Genomic DNA, 18,375 nt, shown 5'->3' with positions numbered 1-18,375 from the left:
AAGGCAGCTCACGAGCATAGGCGTGCGTCAAACGATTCGCCATGAGCTCTGGACCGCAAGAAATCGGCAGGAAACCATGTTTGTAAAAAGCTTCGCAATCGCCCTCTCGCTCGTTCTGGCCGGAACCGGCATCGCGTCCGCGCAGACCAAGAAGCAGAAGCAGACGCAGCAGGCACCAGCGGCAGCGGCGGCATCGCCGGCAGCTCCGACGCGCATTCAGCAGTTCGACGCCTGGGGCGCTTACTCTTACCAGTCCGCCGGCGGCAAGGTTTGCTACGTTCTTTCCGTGCCGACGGCCAAGGCGCCGGCAACCGGCATCGATCATGGCGACAATTTCTTCATCGTGTCGCAGCGCCCGGGCCAGAACATCTCGTATGAGCCGCAAGCGATGATGGGGTACCCCCTCAAGGACAACTCCAAGGTCAATGTCACCATCGACAACAAGACCTTCGTCATGTTCACCAAGGAGAAGGCCGCGTGGGTTGAAAACGCCGCGCAGGAGCCGGCATTGGTTGCCGCACTGAAGTCCGGACATTCGCTGAAGGTTTCTGCGACCTCGAAGAAGGGCACCGCGACTTCCTACACCTATTCGCTGAAGGGTGTCAGCGCTGCGCTGAAGCAGATCGAAAACTGCAAATAGTTCGAAGGCCGAGAGATCACGCGAATGTGATCTTCCCGTCGCCGTGACCGTAAGGATGAGGCCGGCCATTACTGACCGGCCTTTTGCTTTTGAAGGCTGGTCTCATGCTTTCGAGGTAAAGGGATGACGCGGGCGGAAATTAATGCTAAAGGCCGCGCCAACGATAGGTGTGCGGCAGATAGATTGCCCCGCCACCGCATGAATCTTCAGATTTCCGTGCCTTGCCCGCATCCGTAGCTTGCGTCAGCTTTTGCGGCATCGCCGATGTGAACCGTTGGAATGATCCTATGTCCGCAACCGATGTCATAACCCCCTCCAGGCTCAAGCCGATGCCCGTGTCGCAGCCCGTCGAGCTTGCGCCGAAGCCGTCGCTCATCGGCATGACGCGCGAAGAAATGGCTGCGGCGCTCAAGGAAAAGGGTGTAGCCGACAAGCAGATCAAGATGCGCGTCAGCCAGCTCTGGAACTGGATCTACGTGCGCGGCGTCTCCGATTTCGATGCCATGGCCAATGTGTCGAAGGACATGCGCGAAATGCTGAAGACGCATTTCACCATCGCCCGTCCCGAGATCGTCGAGGAGCAGGTCTCCAATGACGGCACCCGCAAATGGCTGCTGCGCTTTCCGCCGCGCGGGGCAGGGCGCCCCGTCGAGATCGAGGCCGTCTATATTCCGGAGGAAGGTCGCGGCACGCTCTGCATTTCCAGCCAGGTCGGCTGTTCGCTCACCTGTTCCTTCTGTCATACCGGAACGCAGCGCCTGGTGCGCAACCTGACGGCGGAAGAGATCCTGTCGCAGCTGCTTCTGGCGCGCGATCGTCTCGGCGATTTCCCGGACCGCGAAGCGCCGCAAGGCACGATCATGCCGGCCGAGGGCCGTAAGGTCAGCAATATCGTCATGATGGGCATGGGCGAGCCGCTCTATAATTTTGACAGCGTCAAAACGGCGCTGCTGATTGCCTCCGACGGCGACGGCCTGTCGCTCTCCAAACGCCGCATCACGCTTTCGACCTCGGGTGTCGTGCCGGAAATCTATCGCACCGGCGACGAGATCGGCGTCATGCTGGCAATCTCGCTGCATGCCGTACGCGATGACCTGCGCGACATGCTGGTGCCGATCAACAAGAAATATCCGCTGAAAGAGCTGATGGACGCCTGCCGTGCCTATCCCGGCCTTTCGAATGCGCGCCGCATCACCTTCGAATATGTGATGCTGAAGGGCGTCAACGACAGCCTCGAAGATGCCAAGGGGTTGATCCAGCTTCTGAAGGGCATTCCGGCCAAGATCAATTTGATCCCGTTCAACCCCTGGCCGGGCACGAATTATCAGTGTTCCGACTGGGAGCAGATCGAGAAGTTCGCCGATTTCATCAATTCGGCCGGCTATGCCTCGCCGATCCGCACGCCGCGGGGCCGGGACATTCTCGCCGCCTGTGGCCAGCTGAAGTCGGAATCCGAGCGCATGCGCAAGACTGAGCGGCTCGCCTTCGAGGCCATGATGATCGCCAATCACGGCGAGGATTGAGATCGATGCTTCTCGGACTGCGCAAGCCGATACGCCTCCTTTGGGGCTATGTCGCCGCTTGTGCTCTGATGGGCTTCGTGCTGGCCTGCGTTGCTGCATGGACCGTGCCGGAGACTGCCGCGCCGGAGCTTTTCGTCCTGACCATTGCTCTGACCAAGGTCGCGATGATCGTCAGTATCCTGCCGTCCTTGGTGGTCATTCCCATTCTCGAATGGCGCGGCATGCGTCGGTGGTATGGCTATGCAATTTTCGGCGCGACCTTGTCGGCGGTCGCGTCCGTCCTGATTTCGGGCGGTATGGAGCGGCCGCAGACGCTCAATCTGATCACTATCGCCGTCTGCTTTGCCTTCCTCGGCGCTGCAAGCGCCACCGTCTATTGGTGGATCGCCGGCCGGTTTGCCGGCCAATGGTCCACTTTCAACGAGCCTGAGTGAAGAAGATCTTCACCGCGAAGATCGAGAAAACGCCGGCAAAGGCGTAGTCGAGGCCGCGCATTACGCCACGGTTCCTTTGCAGCCAGGACGATAGGCCATCGGCGGCGAGAACGACGAGCGCGTTCACCGGCATGCCGATGACGATGAAGAAGAGGCCCAGGAAGAGCAGCTTGTGTGTGACGGCAGGATCGCCGGCGGTGACGAATTGCGGAAGAAAGGTCATGAAAAAGATGATGACCTTCGGATTCAGCAAGTTGACCCAGAAACCGTTGGAGATGTTTGCAAGCGGTGTTCCGCCGGCGGTATCGACCTTCTTTACCGACAGGCTGGAGCCGAAACGGATCGCCTGGATCGCAAGCCACAGCAGATAGGCGGCACCGCCGGTCTTCAGGACGGTAAAGGCGACAGGCGAGGCGGTGATCAGCGCGGAGATGCCGAAGGCTACGAGGCAGGTATGAACGACAACGCCGAGCGTGGTGCCAAGCACGACGAAAAGCGCCGCCTTCTTGCCCTGCGCCAGCGCGCGGCTGATCGACAGCGTCATGTCGGGGCCGGGCGTCATCGCCAGCAGAAGGCTTGCCGCCGAAAAGGCAAGGAGGGTCGGCAGGCTGGGTATGAAGTCCATGGGATGCTCCAAAGCCGGATGGGGGTGCGTTTTCTCTTATCCGGCTTTTTGCGACTTGCAAATCAATCCTTCTTTTCCAGGAAGGCCTTGAATTGATCGGCATAGTCGGGGTGCCAGCGCGACAGCGGCGGGCGGTTCTCGACGATATCGCCGGCAGCCCAGAGCATGCGGCGTTCATCGACCGGCCGAGCCACGTCATTATCGGGGCAGAGAATATAGAAATCGCCGCGTTTCAGGCTTTCCACCATGAAATCGATAGTCTGCTCCGGCGTCCAGGCGCCGGCGGGTTTTTCCCTGCGCTCGCCCTTGGTAAGGCCGGTGAAGACGAAGCCCGGAATGAGGAGGTGAGCCGATATCTTCGCGCCTTCCGTATTGCGCAACTCGTGCTGTAGCGCCTCGGTGAAGACTTTCACGCCGGCCTTCGAGACATTGTAGGCGGGGTTGCCGGGAGGCGTAGTGATGCCCTGCTTCGAGCCGGTGTTGATGATGAGGCCGGGTTCACCATGGGCCAGCATGCCGGGTCCGAAGGTGCGCGTGCCGTTGATGACGCCGAGCAGGTTGACGCCAAGGATGGCATCCCAGCCGGCCTGGGCGCTGAAGATCGAGGTCTCCGGACCGATGCCGGCATTGTTCATCAGCACGTGTACGCGGCCGAAGCGTTGCAGGACGGCGCGTTCCAGTGCTTCCAGCGAGTCTTTGCTCGCGACATCGGTCTCGATGGCCATGACATGCTCTTCGCCTGTGATCGTCTTGAGTTCAGCACTCGCCTCGGCCAGGCGATCGCCGCCGAGATCGGCGATGACGACGCTCATGCCAAGCGAGGCGAAGTGTTTTGCTGCGGCGAAGCCGATGCCGGAAGCGCCTCCGGTGATAACGGCAACATTGGGTTTCTTGAAAATGTCTTGAATATCGGTCACGAGCGGCGCCCTCCTCAGGCATTGTTCGGTCGCCGCCGAATATGGTACTTTCGGGAGGCAAGTCAAACCGCTTAAGCCGCCGTTGCAGCGCTTCCCCTTGCGCCTCACGATAATCTCGCTAAAAGTTCGGCGATACAGGTTTGCGGGCCTTTCCCCTGGTCCGCCTTGAAACGGAACTCATCATGGCATCACATAAAGACGTGAAGAAAGTCGTTCTCGCCTATTCCGGCGGTCTCGACACCTCGATTATCCTGAAGTGGCTGCAGACGGAGCTTGGCGCCGAAGTCGTCACCTTCACCGCCGATCTCGGCCAGGGCGAAGAGCTGGAGCCGGCGCGCAAGAAGGCCGAAATGCTTGGCATCAAGGAAATCTATATCGAGGACGTGCGCGAGGAATTCGTGCGCGATTTCGTCTTCCCGATGTTCCGCGCCAATGCCGTCTATGAAGGCGTCTACCTGCTCGGCACCTCGATCGCCCGTCCGCTGATCTCCAAGCATCTGATCGAGATCGCAAGGAAGACCGGCGCCGATGCCATCGCGCATGGCGCGACCGGTAAGGGCAATGACCAGGTCCGTTTCGAGCTTTCGGCTTATGCGCTGAACCCGGACATCAAGATCATCGCTCCCTGGCGCGACTGGTCGTTCAAGAGCCGTACCGACCTGCTCGAATTCGCCGAGAAGCACCAGATCCCGGTCGCCAAGGACAAGAAGGGCGAGGCACCTTTCTCCGTCGATGCCAACCTGCTGCACTCCTCTTCCGAAGGCAAGGTTCTGGAAGATCCGGCCCAGGAAGCGCCTGAATACGTGCATATGCGCACGATCTCGCCGGAAGCCGCTCCCGATAAGGCGATCATCATCAAGGTCGGCTTCGAAAAGGGCGATGCCGTTTCGATCAATGGCGAACGCCTGAGCCCGGCGAGCTTGCTTGCGAAGCTGAACGAGTACGGCCGCGACAACGGCATCGGCCGTCTCGATCTGGTCGAGAACCGTTTCGTTGGCATGAAGTCGCGCGGCGTCTACGAGACCCCCGGCGGCACGATCCTGCTCGCAGCCCACCGCGCCATCGAATCCATCACGCTCGACCGCGGTGCTGCGCACCTCAAGGACGAGCTGATGCCCCGCTATGCCGAGCTGATCTATTACGGCTTCTGGTTCTCGCCGGAGCGCGAAATGCTGCAGGCTCTCATCGACAAGAGCCAGGAGCACGTCGAAGGCGAAGTGACACTGAAGCTCTACAAGGGCAATGTCATGGTCATCGGCCGCGAAAGCCCGAAGTCGCTCTATTCCGACAAGCTCGTCACTTTCGAGGACGACCAGGGCGCCTATGACCAGAAGGATGCGGCTGGCTTCATCAAGTTGAACGCGCTGCGCCTGCGCACGCTCGCCAAGCGCAACCTGTCGAAATAATCGACATTTCCAGATGTTGAAAGGCCCGCTTCCGGTTGCCGGAGGCGGGCTTTCTTATGTGGAAAGTGGCGGCTGAAATTAATCGACCGGCCTCAATTCACGTTCGACTTCGGCAGGTGCTTCGGCCTTCTGCAGATTGCCGCGAAAGGCGCAGAGTGCGTCATGCAGCTGAACTTGAAGGTCATTGTCGAAGCCTTGCGTCGCGTTACGCTCGACTTCGCAGATTTCCCTGTCGATCTGCTTCAGCTTGGCGTCGGCGGATTCCGAAAGCACGATCCGCTTGGCGCGACGATCGAGCGGGTCAGGTTGGCGTTCGATCAAGCCGCGCGCCTGCAGCTTGTCCAGAAAGGCGCTGACCGTCATCGGCTCCAGCCCCATCCGGGAGGCGATGTCAAGCTGGCGACTACCATTGATGGCAGCCACCTGCATCAGCGTCCGCGCTTCGCCCGCCGTCAGTCCGAGCCCGGCGACAAGAATACGTCGCTCGAAGGCCGCCCTGATCAGTCGGGCGCAGTCGGTCACAAGAAAGGCAAGTGAATCCGTATTAATCCTGCTGCTCATAAGCGCTTCCCTACCTACGCTCTTAGTTTTTAGGCCCCACAACGTTCTTATTGACTTCGTCCTATGAACACAACGACTTCTGTCCGAAAACGCGCTGCTGCTTGACCGGGTTGAGCAGATTGCTACTCTCGCGCGATTAACAGCGGGAACCATCCATCATGACGCAATCGCTTGTTGTCGGCGCTTTTCTGGCCGCGCTTTTCTATGTGCTCATTCCCGGTCCTGCATTCCTGGCGCTGCTCGGCATCGGTGCAGGACAGGGGCGCAGGGCCGGTGCATTCTTCGTCAGCGGCCATCTGTTTGGTGATCTCGTCTGGTCCACGCTTGCATTGGTCGCCATCGTCGGCGCAAAGACCATCGGCACCTTCGTCTTCGATCTGCTGGGATTGCTATGCGGTTTCTACCTCGCCTGGATCGGCTGGAGCGCGGTGACCGCCAAGCCGAAGGACGACGGCAAATCGCTCGTCAACGTCGAGCGGCCCTTCCGTCGTGGGCTGATTTTCGGCGTCACCAATCCGAAGGGATATCCCGTTGCACTGGCGACCTTCACGGCGCTTGTCGCGGGCTCTGCCGGCGCGCTGACCTTCAGCGCCCTGCCGCTGCTGCTGGCGGTTTCCTTTGCAGGTTTCATAACGGCCGACATTATTCTTATCAGCATCATCGGAGCAGGCGCTGTTCGGCGCTTTTATCGCGCGCATGAACGGTTGATCGTGCGCTGCTCCGGCGTCCTCTTCATGGGCTTTGCGGCGCAGGCGCTCTGGCATGCCACGCCCGGTCTGCTCGGCTGGCGCAAAGCCTGACCGTCCTCGTTCAATTTGTTCGCTCCCCCGCCATACCAATTCGGCGGGAGCAGCCTTATATCGTGCTTCGATCAGATGTCTGTCGAAAGGATGCCTCGCATGTCTTCCCAAACCGCCGTCAATCCTGCGCTCACCGAATGGACCGGACATCAGGGGCTGCCGCGTTTCGATGCGGTGAAGGATACGGATTTTGCACCTGCCTTCGATGCGGCGCTTGCATCGCATGAAGCCGAGATCGATGCGATCGCCGGCAACAGCGAAGCGCCGACCTTCGCCAACACGGTAACGGCGCTCGAAATCGCCGGCGATGAACTCTCGCGCATTTCGGCGCTGTTCTGGAACAAGGCCGGCGCTCATACCAACGAGACCATCCAGGCGCTGGAGCGCGAGATCGCACCAAAGATGGCGCGGCATTATTCGAAGATCGGCACCAATGCGGCACTCTTTGCCCGCCTCGATGCGCTTTGGGAGGGCCGCGAGGCCCTTGGGTTGACGCTCGAGGAAACCCGCGTGCTGGAACGGCACTGGAAGGGTTTCGTCAAGGCCGGTGCCAAGCTGCCGAAGGCAGAGCAGGAGCGGCTGTCTGCCATCAACGAGAAGCTTGCCGGCCTCGGGGCGCAATTCGGACAGAACGTATTGGCGGATGAAAAGAGCTGGGCGCTGCTCTTGTCGGAGGAGGCCGATCTCGCCGGCCTTCCCGACTATCTGCGCGAGGCGATGGCGGCGGCTGCGCGCGAACGCGGCGAGGAGGGCAAATATGCCGTCACCCTGTCGCGCTCGATCATCGAACCGTTCCTCACCTCGTCCGAGCGCCGTGATCTGCGCGAGCAGGCCTTCAACGCCTGGGTGGCGCGTGGCGCCAATGGCGGCAAGACCGACAATCGTGAGATCATTCGCGAGACTCTGGCACTGAGAGCAGAGAAGGCGAAGCTGCTTGGCTATGCCAATTTCGCCGAACTCAAGCTCGACAACACCATGGCGAAGACGCCTGATGCGGTGAACGATCTCCTGATGACCGTGTGGGGCAAGGCGGCAGCACGCGCGGTAGAGGAAGAAAGGGATATTGCGGCACTGATCGCCGAGGAGGGCCGCAACCACGAGGTCATGCCCTGGGACTGGCGGCACTATGCCGAGAAGATCCGGACGCGGAAGTTCGATTTCTCCGAAACCGAATTGAAGCCCTATCTGCAGCTCGAAAAGATCATCGCTGCCTGCTTCGATGTCGCCGGCCGCCTGTTTGGCATCAAAGCCATCGAGCAGAAGGGCATTCCCGCCTATCATCCCGATGTGCGCGTCTTCGAGATCCGGGATCGCTCCGACAAGCTCGTCGCGCTGTTTCTCGGGGATTACTTCGCCCGCGGTTCCAAGCGCTCCGGCGCCTGGATGAGCTCGTTCCAGTCGCAGCACAAGCTGCCGCTGAAGAACGGCAAGGTCGGCGAGTTGCCGATCATCTACAACGTCTGCAACTTCGCCAAGCCAGCGGAAGGCCGGCCGGCGCTGCTGTCGCTCGACGATGCCCGCACGCTGTTCCACGAATTTGGCCATGCGCTGCACGGCATGCTTTCGAACGTCACCTATCCCTCGGTTTCGGGCACCGGTGTTTCCCGCGATTTCGTCGAACTGCCGTCGCAGCTTTACGAGCATTGGCTCACCGTGCCTGCCATCCTAAAGGAATATGCCGTGCATTATGAGACCGGCGCCCCGATTCCGCAGGCACTGCTCGACAAGGTTCTGGCGGCGCGCACCTTCAATGCCGGCTTCAATACGGTCGAATTCACCTCCTCGGCTCTGGTCGACATGGCCTTCCATACCCGCGGCGCGGTTGAGGATCCGATGGCCTTGCAGGGGGAGGTGCTGGCCGAGATCGGCATGCCGAAATCCATCGTCATGCGCCATGCCACACCGCATTTCCAGCATGTGTTTGCCGGTGACGGCTATTCGGCCGGCTACTATTCCTACATGTGGTCCGAAGTGCTCGACGCCGATGCCTTCGCCGCTTTTGAGGAAACGGGCGATGCCTTCAACGCCGATATGGCGGCAAAACTCAAAGGCAACATCTATTCCGTCGGCGGCTCGATCGACCCGGAAGAGACCTACAAGGCCTTCCGCGGCAAGCTGCCAAGCCCGGAAGCCATGTTGAAGAAGAAGGGACTTGCGGCTTAAAGAGACTGGTAGGGCAAGGTTGCTGTCCGTTGGACCGTCAGCCCGCTTTCTATCGCGTGGAATGTCGTGATCGCTAGAACGACATTTTGCCTAATCGCTTTTTGACCTCTTTCGTCGCGCTCCAGAAAATACCGAGCGTGACGATTGCGGCGATGCGACCGCAGATCAGAGCGCTAAAGGGTAGCAACACGACCGCCAAAATAATGATCTTGCTGCCTTTTGGTTCGGATTCAACGAAATCGAGAAGCGTCCAGTTGTAGAACAGAACGCACCAGACAGCCACGAAGGCTGCGCTGCTGCCAAGCAATAAACCGAATAATCGAGATTTGTCGAAACAGAGCCAAACCATCAGCGCCTGCTTGCGACCTCGATAGGATAGCTTTGTCAAAAAACTTGACACAAATAGAAGTTCGATCATCGAAGTGGCGGCAATCAGCACGCGGCGCAGCGGCAGCCGGGGAAATGCTGTCGATCTGTAGTTGTCGGAGAGGCTATTGACGGCTGGAGCTATATGAACGTTCAGCCAGACGACAGGAGAAAAATCGCCCCACTTCTCCCAAGCCGGTATCATCGCGACAATTATGAAAAAAGGTATGCCGTACAGGAAGAAGACGATTGGCGCCATGCCAGCGAAGCCATCTGACGACGAGTAGATGCTGGTCCCTCGTTGGCCCGTCTCACGAAGGGTAGCCGCAGCCGCTATCATTGCGTTGCTGAGTGGGTCGCCGCGGCGTTGGCCCTGTTTGTCTCCCGCATTTTCAGGTAAATCCGCCATGCTAACCGTTCATGGGCGTAGGATCTGAGGATGTGTATGTGCGCAATTCCATCGGAATGATACCGCAACCTTTTCCTATTATCGGTTGAGCTTACTCCTCAAATATTCAGCCGTCGATAGTGATGTTGCGTGAGCTTTCCATTGGGTTGCCGTCAGTTTAAGGGTTAAATTATCTCATATCGCTGTTGCCTCATTCATAGGCAAAAATACATACGCAAGCCTCCCCCCTTTCGCATTCGCGAAAAAAAGGGTATGAGCGCGCCAAATGCAATTGGCGTGTTTACTAAACACTGCGCCCCAGCCTCAGAGATTAAGACATATGGCACTTCGCAACATCGCGATCATCGCGCACGTTGACCATGGGAAAACCACCCTCGTCGACGAGCTCCTGAAGCAGTCCGGCTCGTTCCGCGAGAACCAGCGCGTTGCCGAACGCGTCATGGACTCCAACGATCTGGAAAAGGAGCGTGGCATCACCATTCTCGCCAAGGCGACCTCGGTCGTCTGGAAGGATACGCGCATCAACATCGTCGATACCCCTGGCCACGCCGACTTTGGCGGTGAAGTCGAGCGTATTCTCTCGATGGTGGATGGCGCGATCGTTCTCGTCGACGCTGCCGAAGGCCCGATGCCGCAGACGAAGTTCGTCGTGGGCAAGGCGCTGAAGGTCGGCCTGCGTCCGATCGTTGCGATCAACAAGATCGACCGCCCGGACGCCCGTGCGGACGAAGTCATCAACGAAGTCTTCGACCTCTTCGCCAATCTCGACGCCACCGACGAGCAGCTCGACTTCCCGATCCTCTACGGTTCCGGCCGTAACGGCTGGATGAACTATTCGCCTGAGGGTCCGAAGGAAGAAGGCCTCGGCCCGCTTCTCGATCTCGTCGTCAAGCATGTTCCCGAGCCGACCGTCGGTGAAGGTCCGTTCCGCATGATCGGCACGATCCTGGAAGCCAATCCTTTCCTCGGCCGCATCATCACTGGCCGCATCCATTCCGGCTCGATCAAGCCGAACCAGGCCGTCAAGGTTCTGGGTGCCGACGGCAACCTCATCGAAACCGGCCGTATCTCCAAGATCCTCGCTTTCCGTGGCATCGAGCGCCAGCCGATCGAAGAAGCGCAGGCAGGTGACATCGTCGCCATCGCCGGCCTTTCCAAGGGCACGGTCGCCGATACCTTCTGCGATCCGCAGGTCAGCGAGCCGCTGGTCGCGCAGCCGATCGACCCGCCAACCGTCACTATGTCCTTCATCGTCAACGATAGCCCTTATGCAGGCACCGAAGGCGACAAGGTCACCTCGCGCGTCATCCGCGACCGCCTCTTCAAGGAAGCCGAAGGCAACGTTGCGCTGAAGATCGAAGAAGCTGAAGGCAAGGATTCGTTCTACGTGTCCGGCCGCGGCGAACTGCAGCTCGCAGTCCTCATCGAAACCATGCGCCGCGAAGGCTTCGAGCTTGCCGTGTCGCGTCCGCGCGTCGTCATGCACAAGGATGAGAGCGGCCAGCTGCTCGAGCCGATCGAAGAAGTCGTCATCGACGTCGATGAAGAGCATTCCGGTATCGTCGTGCAGAAGATGTCCGAGCGTAAGGCTGAAATGTCCGAGCTGCGTCCTTCGGGCGGTAATCGCGTTCGTCTCGTCTTCCTGGCGCCGACGCGCGGCCTCATCGGCTATCAGTCGGAACTTCTGACCGATACGCGCGGCACGGCCGTCATGAACCGTCTGTTCCATGACTACCAGCCTTACAAGGGCGAAATCGGTGGCCGTGTTAACGGCGTTCTGCTTGCCAACGAAGCCGGCGAAGCCGTGGCTTACGCCCTGTTCAACCTCGAAGACCGCGGCCCGATGATCATCGACGCCGGCGAGAAGGTCTATGCCGGCATGATCATCGGCATTCACTCGCGCGACAACGATCTCGAAGTCAACGTTCTGAAGGGCAAGAAGCTCACCAACATCCGCGCCGCCGGCAAGGATGAAGCCGTGAAGCTGACCCCGCCGATCCGCATGACGCTCGACCGCGCGCTTTCCTGGATTCAGGACGACGAGCTGGTGGAAGTGACGCCGAAGTCGATCCGCCTCCGCAAGATGTATCTCGATCCGAACGAGCGCAAGCGTTACGAGAAGGCCCGTCTGGCCTGATCATCCTAACCGAGCGATGCATCCGACCCCGGCCTTTGTGCCGGGGTTTTTAATTGCATGTTCGGTTTTTGAGCCCTTGTCCAAAAGGTTAAAAAGTCGTTAATTTTTGTTAATGATCCACGGATAAAGCCTGTGGGCAAGTCCGCCATCTTTATGAATGAGGATGGTTAATTCGCGTTGGTAAGATCAGAGTAGACGTTATGAAGACGTTGTCGATTGATGTTCGGCGGGCAGAACCCGATGATGCCCGGGCCATTTCGGAGGTGCACCGCCAATCCTGGCAGTACACCTATGCCGGCATCATTCCCCATCGTGCCCTCGGCCAGATGATAGAGCGTCGCGGCGAAGCCTGGTGGCGCAAGGCGACCAGTGGTCCGGCAACGCTGCTGGTTCTGGATGTTGCTGGCGAGATCGCAGGCTATGCCACGCTCGGCCTCAATCGTGCCCGCGCGCTGCCGCAGGAAGGCGAGATCTACGAACTCTACCTGCGTCCGCAATATCAGGGCCTCGGCCTCGGGCGCATGCTCTTCGGCGAGGCTCGTCGGCTGTTGAAGTCGCTCGGCTGCAAGGGACTGGTCGTCTGGTGCCTTGAGGAAAACGAGAATGCCTACCGTTTTTATCGCGGGCAGGGCGGCGCGGATTTTTGCGAGGGCATCGAAACCTTCGATCACAGGCAGCTGCGCAAGATCGGCTTCGTCTGGCCCTGAGCGGTGCTGTCGCGTTCTAAATCTGCTGTATGATTCCATCCCTAAATCGATTCCGATTTCGGGAATCATGCAGTAAATCCGCCTGTTTCCCGATGCGTTGTTGCGTTGCGGGATGAATCCTATTATTTGGCTGGCGGCAACCATCCTTATCTAGGGGACAAGCATGCGTATCGACGCGATTTCCATTGGCAAGAACCCGCCCGAAGACGTCAACGTCATCGTTGAAGTGCCGGTCGGCGGTCATCCGATCAAGTACGAAATGGACAAGGAGGCCGGCACGCTGGTCGTCGACCGTTTCCTCTACACGCCGATGACCTATCCGGGCAATTACGGCTTTGTCCCGCACACGCTCTCCGAAGACGGCGACCCGATCGATGTTCTGATCGCCAGCACCCGTCCGCTGGTCCCGGGCTGCGTCATCAATGTTCGCCCGATCGGCGTGCTGAAGATGGAAGACAATTCCGGCAAGGACGAGAAGATCATTGCCGTTCCCTCGCCGAAGCTGACGCTGCGCTACGAAAAGGTCAAGGAATATACCGACCTGCCGGAGATCACGCTGAAGCAGATCGAGCACTTCTTCGAGCACTACAAGGATCTCGAGCCCGGCAAGTGGGTGAAGATCTTTGGCTGGGGCGGCTCCAAGGAAGCTGGCGAACTGATCATCGAAGCCATCGCCCGGGCCAAGAAGGAAAAGGCCTGATCAGCCCTTCGTAATAAGGTTTAATTTCTTCATCAAATCCTCCGGCTCGCCCTCGATCCGGAGGATTTTTTTGCGCGCCGTGTCGCCGCTGATGATGATAAGCGTGGATTTGGGAATGCCGAGGCTTTTTGAAAGCAGGGCGATCAGGGCCTTATTGGCCTTGCCCTTTTCCGGCGCCACTGAAACACGCGCCTTCAGATAGCATTCGCCGTCGCTTACGGTTTCGAGCCCGTCGATCGCGTCACGCCCGCCATTGGGCGTGAGCCGTACGGAAAGCCTGACGTGATCCGGAAAGGCCTGCCAGGCCTTGTTCACCGCAGGAACATGGGGACGATCGAATTCCACATCAGCGAGCGGATGAAGAAGATGATCAAGAGCAGGATGACCGGCGAAATGTCGATGCCGCCGAGATCCGGCAGGATGCGGCGGATCGGCCGCAGGGCAGGTTCCGTGACCGCATAAAGGAAGTTGCCGACGGAGCTGACGAATTGATTGCTCGAATTGATGACGTTGAAAGCATAGAGCCAGGAAAAGATGGCGCTGGCGATCAATATCCAGGTATAAAGATTCAAAGCCAGATCAATGGTTTGAAATAAGGCGAGCATGTCCGTCTCCAATTCGCGGTTGACAGACATGTAGACATTGGCGACTAAACGGGCAAGTCCCATGCTCCGAAGCATGTTGAATCATGTCTAAAAGGCCCGCCTTTGCGCCAGCGGCCCCATCGGAAAGTCTCGTCCCATGTCGTTCTCTGCCAGCGGAGACCGGTTTGCCGCCTTCCGGCACATTGCCTATGCCTATTTCTTCTTCGCGCGGTTTTTGACGGCCTTTGCCACGCAGGTCGTCAGCGTCTCCGTCGGCTGGCAGATGTATGAGCACACCGGCCAGCCGATCTATCTCGGTCTGATCGGCCTCGTGCAGTTCCTGCCATCGCTGCTGCTGATCCTGGTGACGGGCACGGCTGCGGACCGCTACAACAGGCGCCTGATTTCCGCGATCTGCATTTTCGTCGGCACCCTCTGTGCCGCTACGCTGCTGTTTCTGACCATATCGGGCACTTTCGCGCCGCTGCCGGTATTTCTGATCCTCACGGTCTTCGGTATCGAGCGCGCTTTCATGACGCCGGCCATGCAATCGCTGGCGCCCAACCTGATCCCGCCCGAAGATCTGACGAATGCCATCACCTGGAACTCGATGTCATGGGATGCGGCCGCCATCCTCGGTCCCGTGGCCGGTGGCCTGCTTTACGGCATCGGTGCCAACGTCGCCTATTCCGTGGCCGTGTTTTTCTTCGCGGCCGGTTCGGTGCTGACTTTCCTGATCCCCAAGCCGCAGCAGCGCACCGCGCATGAGCGGCGTAGCCTTAACGAGATGCTTGCCGGCTTCCGTTTTATCTGGTCGGAAAAAGTGGTGCTGGGTGCCGTCTCGCTCGATCTTTTCGCCGTGCTGCTCGGCGGCGCGGTCGCGCTGATGCCGATCTATGCGCGCGATATCCTGACACTTGGGCCCTGGGGCCTCGGCATGCTGCGCGCTGCGCCAAGCTTCGGCGCAATCGCCATGGGCCTGTTTCTGGCGACTTATCCTATCCGGAACCGCGCCGGCATCTGCATGTTTGCCGGGGTTGCCATGTTTGGCATGGGCACGCTGGTCTTCGGCATCTCGCAGACGCCGTGGCTGTCGATAGCGGCTCTCGCCGTCATGGGCGCTTCCGACCTGATTTCCGTCTATGTGCGCGAAACCCTCATCACGCTTTGGACGCCGGATCATGTCCGTGGCCGCGTCAATGCCGTCAACATGGTCTTCGTCGGCGCGTCGAACGAGCTTGGCGAATTCCGCGCCGGCACCATGGCACATTATTTCGGCGCGATCCCCGCTGTCGTCATCGGAGGTTTGGGCACGCTGACGGTCGCCCTCCTCTGGGCGACGGGTTTCCCGCAGCTTCGCAGGATCGACAGCCTCAATGCGCCGGACCGCCAGAGCGAGGCGCAGCCGGCTTGAGGGGCTGCAATCGATTGATCAATTTTCGATTTTCGAGCGAGCATTTTCGACGGGCGAGAATCTTTATGCCGCCATCGCCTGCTTGCCCTCGAAAACGAGATTGAGGAATTCCGACAGCCAGGCCTTGAGCGCCGCGTCGAAGATCATACGGCCTTCGAGATGCTCGCGGCCCTGCTGGGCGTTTGGCATGCAGAAGCGATGTTCGCCATGCACGACCCAGCGCTGCATCATGGCGCGGGTGAGCTCGGCATGGAATTGCAAGCCCCAGGCATTGGCGCCGTAGCGATAAGCCTGATTGGGGTAGGTCTCCGCCGTTGCCAGGAGGTCGGCGCCGTGCGGCAGCTCGAAGCCCTCGCGATGGAAATGGTAGACCATCTGCGGCCAGCGCATCAGCAGGCGCCCCTTTTCCGTCGGCTGCAACGGATACCAGCCGATCTCGGTCTTGCCGTCATCGCGCGCCTTCACCTTGGCGCCGAGATGGCGGGCGAGCAGCTGCGCGCCGAGGCAGATGCCGAGATAGGGGCGGTTTTCCTTAAGCGGTACCTTCAGCCAGTCGGTCTCGGCCTTGATGAAGTCGTCGGGGTCGTTGGCGCTCATCGGGCCGCCGAAGACCACAGCGCCGGCATGAGCCTCCAGTGTCGAGGGCAGGGGGTCGCCGAGGACCGGGCGGCGGATATCGAGATCGAAGCCCTTCTCCAGCAGCATCTGGCCGACGCGGCCCGGGCTGGAGCGCTCCTGATGCAGGACGATCAATATCGGGCGGCCGGCGCTCTTCGGCGCTTCAATCATCATTGCCCGTCTCCACCCTGAACCCGGGCGCGCGTGCGGCAGCTTCCTGGCGTTTCATGATGCGCTCGCGATCGGAAATGCCCATGAGGTCGGCGATCCGCCAGATGGCATGATCTTCCATCTCGCTGCGCTCGCCGTCGGCATAGACGATATCCCAGAGGATGCCGAGCAGTTCGAGCCGCTGCGAGCTGTCAAGATGGCGCTTCAGGTCCGAGGTGAAGCGATAATAGTCGACCGCTTCGCTTTCCGCCTCCTCGCCGGCCGCGATCAGCTGATCGAGCTTGCGGCCATCAAGCCCATACTGTTCCTTCAACAGCTTGCGCAGCCGCTTCTTCTCGCTGTTCTCGATCTTGCCGTCCGCCTCCATCACCTGGATACAGAGAGCTGCCACCGCGACACGCGGGTCGTCTGGTGCGAAACCGGATCGGGGATGGTCTTGGGTCAGGTTATGAAGGAATTCCTGAAAGCGTTCGAACATGCGTCTCCATTCTCAAAACGGGCCGAGCAGGGTTCTTGGGGCACCATGCTCCATCTTTTTGTCTTCCCGAATTCCAGACGCAAATCCGCTGCGCGCTTTTGCCGGAATTGCTTTAAAACAATTTGAGCCGTGTCTTGGGTTCCGGTTCAAGTTTATGATCTTTCACGCCCGGGTCATCAGGCGCGCCACCGAAGAAGGGCCGGGGCTCCGCATCCTGCTGCACCGGTTTTGGTGCTGCGTCGGGTGCGTTCGGCGCCGACTTTTCAACGGCGGGTTCCAACTCCATGACATAGGCATCGCTGGCTGGCGATGCAACTTTTGGTGAATTCGGCGTCTCCGCTGCGGTTGCGCGAGCCGTCTCGCGCACCGGCGGCAACGACTTCAGCGCCGCATCGACGGAGACCGTCGAACCCTCTTCGACCGGACCTTCGATCTGGCCGAACGGCGCCTTCCATTCGAAGGCGTCGAGGCGGCCGGTGACCGGCGACAGCGGCAGCCATTTTTCCGAGACGAAACCATCGGCGACCCAGGCCGGATCGCGCGGGGCGCGCAGCGCCTGCGCCATCCAATGGCGAATGCGGCCCTGATCGCCGGTTTCGGCCTCTTCGATATCGGCGAGAAGCAGGAAGGCACCTTCGCGTGCGTCGATCCGTGCGGCGGCTTCAGCCTTGGCGCGAGCCTTGCCGAAATCGCCCGCATCCATCGCCGCCTTCGCAGTCAACAGCAGGGCTTCGACATTGTTCGGGCGGATCGCCTCCAGCCGTTCGGCGCGCTTCAGGCGATCGAGAACGGAATCGCCGCTGCGAGCCCGCACATAGGCTCTGCCGATTTCGGGATGCGGCCGGGATTTCCAGACCTGCTCGAGGATGGAGGCAGCCTTGCGCACCTTGTCTTCGCGGAACAACGCCTTGGCGGCGATCAGCGCTGCGGGAACGAAATCATCCACGAGCTTAAGTGCCGCCAGTGCATCGTCACGTGCGCCGACGGGATCGCTTTCCAATTTCTCGTCGGCGCGCGCCGTCAGCAGGACGGCGCGTTGACGGTTGGCGGTTGCCTTATCGACGACATGGGCAACCTTCTGCTGGTCGAGCAGCTTGATGGCATCGTCCCAGCGGCCGGCCTGGCTGCGATATTCCAGCGTCGCCTGTGCCGCCCAGGGCAGGTAGGGCGCCTGGTCGGCCGCCTTCTCGGCATATTGCCGCGCCGCTTCATGCGCCCCGAGGCGCTTGGCTTCGAGATAGAGGCCGCGCAGCCCGAGCTCGCGCGTTTCGGGATCGTTGGCCATCTGTTCGAACTTCTGACGGGCCTCGTCATGCTTGCCTTCGATCAAGGCGGCCTGAGCTTCAAGCAGGTTGATGAGCGGCTCCTGATCGGCGCGGATGAGGCCACGGGTGCGGGCCGCCATCTTGCGGGCGAGCAAGGCATTGCCGGCACCGGCGGCGATGAGGCCTGTTGAGAGCGCTTGATAGCCGCGGTCACGCTTGCGGGCGCGGAAATACCGGGTGACGGAGTGCGGCGACGTCCAGATCAAGCGCACGAACCACCAGACGATCATCACGGCGGCCACGATCGCAATCAGGATCGCGGCGGCGACGATCAGCTTCGTCTGGTAAAGCTGACCTTCCCAGACCAGCGAGAGATCGCCGGGACGATCCGCGAGCCAGGAGAAACCATAGCCGAGAGCCAGGACGAGAATGGCGAAGATAAGCAGTCTGATCATTG

At 60.0% G+C, this 18,375-nt stretch carries 19 protein-coding genes; 10 read left to right on the top strand and 9 right to left on the bottom strand.

Annotation, left to right across the window (positions count from 1 at the left end):
* Nucleotides 1-76: 76 nt before the first annotated feature.
* From FHX05_RS22720 to FHX05_RS22710, 3 genes are all read left to right on the top strand, one after another.
* Nucleotides 77-640, top strand: a complete 564-nt coding sequence (locus FHX05_RS22720) for an invasion associated locus B family protein (protein ID WP_112336334.1) — start codon at nt 77-79, stop codon at nt 638-640.
* A 287-nt stretch (nt 641-927) separates the two neighbouring features.
* Nucleotides 928-2,163, top strand: coding sequence for a 23S rRNA (adenine(2503)-C(2))-methyltransferase RlmN (gene rlmN / locus FHX05_RS22715; protein WP_112607861.1), 1,236 nt, complete (start codon nt 928-930; stop codon nt 2,161-2,163).
* 5 nt (nt 2,164-2,168) lie between these two features.
* Nucleotides 2,169-2,597 carry a hypothetical protein gene (locus FHX05_RS22710; protein ID WP_112336335.1) on the top strand — a complete coding sequence of 143 codons (429 nt, stop codon included), beginning with the start codon at nt 2,169-2,171 and terminating at the stop codon, nt 2,595-2,597.
* Here the strand turns inward: FHX05_RS22710 and FHX05_RS22705 are convergent.
* Both FHX05_RS22705 and FHX05_RS22700 read right to left on the bottom strand, forming a co-directional pair.
* Nucleotides 2,581-3,222, bottom strand: coding sequence for a LysE family translocator (locus FHX05_RS22705; RefSeq protein ID WP_112398330.1), 642 nt, complete (start codon nt 3,220-3,222; stop codon nt 2,581-2,583). The two genes, FHX05_RS22710 and FHX05_RS22705, sit on opposite strands and share 17 nt — an antisense overlap.
* 62 nt (nt 3,223-3,284) lie before the next feature.
* A complete protein-coding gene (locus FHX05_RS22700) occupies nt 3,285-4,139 on the bottom strand; it encodes an SDR family NAD(P)-dependent oxidoreductase (RefSeq protein ID WP_183874684.1) in 855 nt (284 codons plus the stop codon).
* A gap of 182 nt (nt 4,140-4,321) precedes the next feature.
* On the opposite strand from FHX05_RS22700, the gene FHX05_RS22695 reads away from it, so the two are divergent.
* Nucleotides 4,322-5,545, top strand: coding sequence for an argininosuccinate synthase (locus tag FHX05_RS22695; RefSeq protein ID WP_183874682.1), 1,224 nt, complete (start codon nt 4,322-4,324; stop codon nt 5,543-5,545).
* 78 nt (nt 5,546-5,623) lie between these two features.
* On the opposite strand, the gene FHX05_RS22690 is transcribed toward FHX05_RS22695, so the two are convergent.
* Nucleotides 5,624-6,106 carry a MarR family winged helix-turn-helix transcriptional regulator gene (locus FHX05_RS22690; RefSeq protein ID WP_015341442.1) on the bottom strand — a complete coding sequence of 161 codons (483 nt, stop codon included), beginning with the start codon at nt 6,104-6,106 and terminating at the stop codon, nt 5,624-5,626.
* A 158-nt stretch (nt 6,107-6,264) separates the two neighbouring features.
* On the opposite strand from FHX05_RS22690, the gene FHX05_RS22685 reads away from it, so the two are divergent.
* Together FHX05_RS22685 and FHX05_RS22680 are read left to right on the top strand one after the other, a co-directional pair.
* Nucleotides 6,265-6,906: a LysE family translocator gene (locus FHX05_RS22685; protein WP_112607853.1), complete on the top strand. Its 642-nt coding sequence runs from the start codon at nt 6,265-6,267 to the stop codon at nt 6,904-6,906.
* A gap of 99 nt (nt 6,907-7,005) precedes the next feature.
* Entirely contained in the window at nt 7,006-9,069 is a 2,064-nt protein-coding gene (locus tag FHX05_RS22680) for a M3 family metallopeptidase (RefSeq protein WP_183874680.1), read from the top strand.
* 73 nt (nt 9,070-9,142) lie between these two features.
* Here FHX05_RS22680 and FHX05_RS22675 read toward each other — a convergent pair whose 3' ends face one another.
* A complete protein-coding gene (locus FHX05_RS22675) occupies nt 9,143-9,844 on the bottom strand; it encodes a hypothetical protein (protein WP_183874678.1) in 702 nt (233 codons plus the stop codon).
* A 319-nt stretch (nt 9,845-10,163) separates the two neighbouring features.
* On the opposite strand from FHX05_RS22675, the gene typA reads away from it, so the two are divergent.
* The 3 genes from typA (at nt 10,164) to ppa (ending at nt 13,388) form a co-directional block, all read left to right on the top strand.
* The gene (gene typA, locus FHX05_RS22670) at nt 10,164-11,981 is read left to right on the top strand and encodes a translational GTPase TypA (RefSeq protein ID WP_112336343.1); all 1,818 of its coding nucleotides are present in this window, start codon (nt 10,164-10,166) and stop codon (nt 11,979-11,981) included.
* A 200-nt stretch (nt 11,982-12,181) separates the two neighbouring features.
* Nucleotides 12,182-12,688, top strand: coding sequence for an N-acetyltransferase (locus FHX05_RS22665; protein ID WP_015341436.1), 507 nt, complete (start codon nt 12,182-12,184; stop codon nt 12,686-12,688).
* A 163-nt stretch (nt 12,689-12,851) separates the two neighbouring features.
* Nucleotides 12,852-13,388 (top strand): inorganic diphosphatase, encoded by a 537-nt coding sequence (ppa, locus tag FHX05_RS22660; protein ID WP_015341435.1) that lies wholly within the window; start codon nt 12,852-12,854, stop codon nt 13,386-13,388.
* On the opposite strand, the gene FHX05_RS22655 is transcribed toward ppa, so the two are convergent.
* Together FHX05_RS22655 and FHX05_RS22650 are read right to left on the bottom strand one after the other, a co-directional pair.
* Entirely contained in the window at nt 13,389-13,703 is a 315-nt protein-coding gene (locus FHX05_RS22655; RefSeq protein ID WP_183874676.1) for a DUF167 domain-containing protein, read from the bottom strand.
* Nucleotides 13,700-14,023 carry a YggT family protein gene (locus FHX05_RS22650; RefSeq protein WP_085999183.1) on the bottom strand — a complete coding sequence of 108 codons (324 nt, stop codon included), beginning with the start codon at nt 14,021-14,023 and terminating at the stop codon, nt 13,700-13,702. The genes FHX05_RS22655 and FHX05_RS22650 overlap by 4 nt, the downstream gene beginning before the upstream one ends.
* 106 nt (nt 14,024-14,129) lie before the next feature.
* On the opposite strand from FHX05_RS22650, the gene FHX05_RS22645 reads away from it, so the two are divergent.
* Nucleotides 14,130-15,386: an MFS transporter gene (locus tag FHX05_RS22645; RefSeq protein WP_183874674.1), complete on the top strand. Its 1,257-nt coding sequence runs from the start codon at nt 14,130-14,132 to the stop codon at nt 15,384-15,386.
* Nucleotides 15,387-15,449: 63 nt separating this feature from the next.
* On the opposite strand, the gene FHX05_RS22640 is transcribed toward FHX05_RS22645, so the two are convergent.
* The 3 genes from FHX05_RS22640 to FHX05_RS22630 all read right to left on the bottom strand — a co-directional run bounded on the left by FHX05_RS22640 (nt 15,450) and on the right by FHX05_RS22630 (nt 18,373).
* The gene (locus tag FHX05_RS22640) at nt 15,450-16,175 is read right to left on the bottom strand and encodes a glutamine amidotransferase (protein ID WP_112607961.1); all 726 of its coding nucleotides are present in this window, start codon (nt 16,173-16,175) and stop codon (nt 15,450-15,452) included.
* Complete coding sequence (locus FHX05_RS22635; RefSeq protein ID WP_015341429.1) at nt 16,168-16,653, bottom strand: TerB family tellurite resistance protein; 486 nt, start codon at nt 16,651-16,653, stop codon at nt 16,168-16,170. The genes FHX05_RS22640 and FHX05_RS22635 overlap by 8 nt, the downstream gene beginning before the upstream one ends.
* A gap of 112 nt (nt 16,654-16,765) precedes the next feature.
* A complete protein-coding gene (locus tag FHX05_RS22630) occupies nt 16,766-18,373 on the bottom strand; it encodes a heme biosynthesis protein HemY (protein ID WP_183874672.1) in 1,608 nt (535 codons plus the stop codon).
* Nucleotides 18,374-18,375: the final 2 nt, after the last annotated feature.

It is taken from the genome of Rhizobium sp. BK491 (assembly GCF_014194925.1).
Lineage (GTDB): Bacteria > Pseudomonadota > Alphaproteobacteria > Rhizobiales > Rhizobiaceae > Rhizobium.
Note: the sequence above shows the minus strand (reverse complement) of the source record. Positions and strands in the feature narration are given on the sequence as shown.

What these genes read in the sequence shown, in the direction of transcription:
- FHX05_RS22705 (WP_112398330.1), bottom strand. Translation starts at nt 3,222, where the DNA reads ATGGACTTCATACCCAGCCTGCCGACCCTCCTTGCCTTTTCGGCGGCA.
- FHX05_RS22635 (WP_015341429.1), bottom strand. Translation starts at nt 16,653, where the DNA reads ATGTTCGAACGCTTTCAGGAATTCCTTCATAACCTGACCCAAGACCAT.
- FHX05_RS22685 (WP_112607853.1), top strand. Translation starts at nt 6,265, where the DNA reads ATGACGCAATCGCTTGTTGTCGGCGCTTTTCTGGCCGCGCTTTTCTAT.
- rlmN (WP_112607861.1), top strand. Translation starts at nt 928, where the DNA reads ATGTCCGCAACCGATGTCATAACCCCCTCCAGGCTCAAGCCGATGCCC.
- FHX05_RS22650 (WP_085999183.1), bottom strand. Translation starts at nt 14,023, where the DNA reads ATGTCTGTCAACCGCGAATTGGAGACGGACATGCTCGCCTTATTTCAA.
- FHX05_RS22675 (WP_183874678.1), bottom strand. Translation starts at nt 9,844, where the DNA reads ATGGCGGATTTACCTGAAAATGCGGGAGACAAACAGGGCCAACGCCGC.
- ppa (WP_015341435.1), top strand. Translation starts at nt 12,852, where the DNA reads ATGCGTATCGACGCGATTTCCATTGGCAAGAACCCGCCCGAAGACGTC.
- typA (WP_112336343.1), top strand. Translation starts at nt 10,164, where the DNA reads ATGGCACTTCGCAACATCGCGATCATCGCGCACGTTGACCATGGGAAA.
- FHX05_RS22720 (WP_112336334.1), top strand. Translation starts at nt 77, where the DNA reads ATGTTTGTAAAAAGCTTCGCAATCGCCCTCTCGCTCGTTCTGGCCGGA.
- FHX05_RS22645 (WP_183874674.1), top strand. Translation starts at nt 14,130, where the DNA reads ATGTCGTTCTCTGCCAGCGGAGACCGGTTTGCCGCCTTCCGGCACATT.
- FHX05_RS22680 (WP_183874680.1), top strand. Translation starts at nt 7,006, where the DNA reads ATGTCTTCCCAAACCGCCGTCAATCCTGCGCTCACCGAATGGACCGGA.
- FHX05_RS22640 (WP_112607961.1), bottom strand. Translation starts at nt 16,175, where the DNA reads ATGATTGAAGCGCCGAAGAGCGCCGGCCGCCCGATATTGATCGTCCTG.
- FHX05_RS22690 (WP_015341442.1), bottom strand. Translation starts at nt 6,106, where the DNA reads ATGAGCAGCAGGATTAATACGGATTCACTTGCCTTTCTTGTGACCGAC.
- FHX05_RS22710 (WP_112336335.1), top strand. Translation starts at nt 2,169, where the DNA reads ATGCTTCTCGGACTGCGCAAGCCGATACGCCTCCTTTGGGGCTATGTC.
- FHX05_RS22695 (WP_183874682.1), top strand. Translation starts at nt 4,322, where the DNA reads ATGGCATCACATAAAGACGTGAAGAAAGTCGTTCTCGCCTATTCCGGC.
- FHX05_RS22665 (WP_015341436.1), top strand. Translation starts at nt 12,182, where the DNA reads ATGAAGACGTTGTCGATTGATGTTCGGCGGGCAGAACCCGATGATGCC.
- FHX05_RS22630 (WP_183874672.1), bottom strand. Translation starts at nt 18,373, where the DNA reads ATGATCAGACTGCTTATCTTCGCCATTCTCGTCCTGGCTCTCGGCTAT.